4 protein-coding genes are annotated in these 3,541 nt (G+C 38.9%); 1 reads left to right on the plus strand and 3 read right to left on the minus strand.

Going from position 1 to position 3,541, the window contains the following annotated elements; all coding sequences use genetic code 11:
* Positions 1-238: 238 nt before the first annotated feature.
* The 3 genes from L1D55_RS26875 to L1D55_RS26885 form a co-directional block, all read right to left on the minus strand.
* Positions 239-445, minus strand: coding sequence for a response regulator (locus tag L1D55_RS26875; RefSeq protein ID WP_239919483.1), 207 nt, complete (start codon positions 443-445; stop codon positions 239-241).
* Complete coding sequence (locus L1D55_RS26880) at positions 438-1,298, minus strand: helix-turn-helix transcriptional regulator (protein WP_239919484.1); 861 nt, start codon at positions 1,296-1,298, stop codon at positions 438-440. Before L1D55_RS26880 ends, L1D55_RS26875 begins: the two co-directional genes overlap by 8 nt.
* 355 nt (positions 1,299-1,653) lie before the next feature.
* Positions 1,654-3,357 (minus strand): ATP-binding protein, encoded by a 1,704-nt coding sequence (locus L1D55_RS26885; RefSeq protein ID WP_239919485.1) that lies wholly within the window; start codon positions 3,355-3,357, stop codon positions 1,654-1,656.
* 16 nt (positions 3,358-3,373) lie between these two features.
* On the opposite strand from L1D55_RS26885, the gene L1D55_RS26890 reads away from it, so the two are divergent.
* Positions 3,374-3,541: transposase (locus tag L1D55_RS26890; RefSeq protein ID WP_200905027.1), on the plus strand; the 168-nt coding region annotated here is incomplete at its 3' end.

A 3,541-nucleotide genomic window follows, 5' to 3' on the forward strand; every position in this document is an offset into this window, starting at 1 on the left:
ATCTGAATGTCGCGCATTGTTAACCCACTTGTTCGAAATGTGTGTTCAGCGATATTCATTAGATCAAAGACGGCGATGCGCGTCTACCTCATTGTTTTTACGCCTGATTATGAGGGGATTCGCAAGGGTGAGGCGTTAGCAAACGTCAAAGCAATGAACAAAGTTCTAGGACTAGGTATGCCTATTAGAAACTAACAGGTAAGTTCCGTAGGATAGATACGTCCTTTAGCTGATTTGATCAACAACGCCGTTCAAATCCATCGCCATTGGGCATCATAATATCCATAATAACCAAATCAAATGATGCGATTTGCATTTTGCTCATTGCATCGAACGCATTTTCTGCAAACTGTACAGATGTTTTTTTATTAGATAAAGAGACCGCGTTTTTAATGACTTCTCTTGATAGCTCAACATCGTCAACAATCAATACTGTGTTATTCATTCTCTTCACCTTTATAGTTTGCAATAATATCCATCCAAGAACGTTGTGATTTCATTTTCTTTGAATCCAAGTTCATGACCTTCATTGATCTATCGTTACTTCTTACACTTCGACACTCACAGCCCAATGAAAAGAACAGATTGAAAATTCTTTTATTTTTCAATAATATATAAAGCTCTTTGTCTGGATCTAGGCTTTGTAGATACTTGTACGCCTCTCTGCCCATTGTATCTGTAAATGACGAATAATGAGTACAGTTAAAAGTAACCACTAAATGTGCTCTATCTTCTTTAGATACTAAGACTGCCTCAAAAAAATCTGCTGAAAGTTTATAGTTGGCACTTAATAAGTGCCCAATTAATTGCCCATTAACCGTAACAAGCGTTAGTTCCCCAGAATATTGATTTATTATTTTTTCAATAATTGCCTTTCTACTCAGACCTAAATCTTCTAAATTACTGAGAATAACGTTATCTTCATATTCAAATATGACATCAATTAATTGGGTTATTTTCCCCAGAAGAAAGGAATTATTTGAGTTTATCGTCGTAACTTCTGTTTGGACGTGCATGTTCATGTCAATATAACCGTTGTTATTAAATTTATTCGTTAACCCTGTGAGGACTGTTTGTGAGTCGTTTGATTCCCAAACATCAAATATGTTGACTCCAATAAGATCCAGCAACTCGTTTTGACGTTTTAAGTGGGGAGTTGTTACTCCCCTTTCCCAACGGCTTAGTGTCACAACGTCCAGGTTATTAAAGTTAGAGTTACTTCTTTGAATCGCATCAACAAAATTAGTTTGAGAAAAACCATTGTTAACACGAAACGTACGTATAATATTTCCAAACATAGCTTTACTTTCTTATTTGTTATTGTGATTTAGCTTATTTTTAATTAAATACGAACAAAAGCTAAGGGCAAACTGTGATTGAATAATTTAGAAATGCCCAGCCACAATCAACACTTATTGGATGAGTGTTATTTTCACAACAGTTTGAGCATTGCCTTGATGGCAATACTCATAACTATCAGAAAAAACAGATAAAAATAACACATCAAGATCTGAAGATTGCTTACCCTCAGACTATTGGTAGGAGTATTTAACCAAGTTAGCGAGCACCACCTGATAAAGCGCAATGAAGCTTTAGCTTTAAATCGCTCGGGTTAAGCGGTTTGGTTAGATAGCACGAAAAGTATTGGTTCATTCAAGACTCTTCTTGAATGGTGGCCCGTGCCGTAACGGCAATTATAGGCAACCATGGCTTACGCTTTTCTAACTCAGAAGCAAGCTCAATACCATTCATAACCGGCATAGAAATATCCGTAAGTACAACATCAAACTCATGTTCAGAAGCGAGCGCCAAAGCCTCCAAACCATCATTCGCGGTCATGCATTCACAACCCAACGCGTTTAAATGGAACTCTAGAATTTCTCGGTTGAACTCTACATCATCAACGATCAAGGCTTTTTTACTTGTGCAGTCTAAACGCTCTCTAATATTATATGCCTGCTCTGCAACACCGTTAGAACACTCAAGAACATCCATAATTTCTTGAGCAGGGAGTGAGATAACAAAAGTACTACCGGTGCCGAGCACACTCTCAACACGCAACGAACCCTTCATTAACTCTACGATGGTTTTCGTTATTGCCAAGCCCAAACCAAAACCAAACTGTTGGTCTTCTTGATTAACCTGTTCGAAACCGTTAAATACTGCATCCAATTTATCTTGGGGAATACCGACTCCAGTATCGCTTACTGAGATATTGAATGCTTTATCGTCGCTTGAAACTTCGATTGCCACTCCCCCCTTATTTGTAAACTTCAATGCGTTCGAAACTATATTACTGATCGCTTGTTTTATACGAAGCTCATCAATCATCAATGTTGTCGAAGCATCGACATTGCAGATAATATCAAGCGACAATTGTTTAGACTCGCTAAGCGGCAAAAACGTATTTTCAATTTCGCGCATTAAACTCATCACCGACAGGCATTTAGGGTTTAATGAATAGCTTGCTGCTTTTACTCTTTCAAAATCCAATAGGTCATTAACAATGCCTAAAATAGTATTGCTCGCACTCGAAATACCGTTCAGCTGATGGCGATGGTCGTCGAACTTTTTGCTATGAGTTAGCATATGTGTATAACCAATAATCGCATTCAGCGGAGTTCGAACCTCATGGGACACATTTGAAAGCAGCACTGATTTCTGTTTATTCGCCTCACTCGCCTCTTGCGCTGCTATTTCGTACTGTTTCGTTCGCTCTTCAACTTCATATTCAAGCCCTTCAATTAGATTTTGAATCTGAACCCCGGCCTCAGAATAAGCCTTAGAAAGCAGCTCAATTTCGTCTCCATTTCCATTACTATGAACCGTATGCGTGACTTTATTAAAATCACGCTGCTTTAGATATTGAGCTTGTACGATCAATTTAGAAATAGGCACGAGCATCTTATTCACCGCGATTGAGTTAATAGCTAAAAACAGACCAAGCAAAAGGATAGAGGTAAAAAACAGGCTTTTGATCAAAGAGTTATCACCAGATAAAACCAACTCTTTGGTGGTCGCATAGCTAGAACGAATCACATGCTCTGGCGTTACTAAAATTAACCTCCAGCCAGTTTGACTGTTCTTAACGAAAGTGACATTGAACACGCCTTTATCTCCCCTCACCACAAAACTACCCAAGTTATGTGACATGATACGGCTTGCTACACTCTTTTGAGCTTGTTCATCAAAAACACTCTCAGACATCAATTGGTCGACATTTTGTTGTAGATTCGAAGCTATAAGCTTACCGTCATCATCCACTAAGAAGTATCGATATTGGAACTCATCAAAGGCTTTGTTGCGTAATTCAATGGAACTAAATCCAGAACCTACGATCTGATCAGCTACCTCCACTCTCTCTCGTAGTCCTATGCCTAAGCCTCGTTACAAAACAACCAACTGGAAGCAATACAACCAATCACTCATTAACCGTGGTTCTCTGACCTTTTGGATTGATGAAGAAGCAATAAGCGGGTGGGCGCAAAGCAAACAGAATAAGCGCGGGAGGCCGCGTCGGTTCAGTGATTTAGCTATCACG

This window comes from Vibrio sp. Isolate22 (assembly GCF_022398115.1).
GTDB lineage: Bacteria > Pseudomonadota > Gammaproteobacteria > Enterobacterales > Vibrionaceae > Vibrio.

Bases quoted from the DNA above. Each gene is read 5' to 3' on its own strand.
- L1D55_RS26880 (WP_239919484.1), bottom strand. From the start codon at position 1,298: ATGTTTGGAAATATTATACGTACGTTTCGTGTTAACAATGGTTTTTCT.
- L1D55_RS26875 (WP_239919483.1), bottom strand. From the start codon at position 445: ATGAATAACACAGTATTGATTGTTGACGATGTTGAGCTATCAAGAGAA.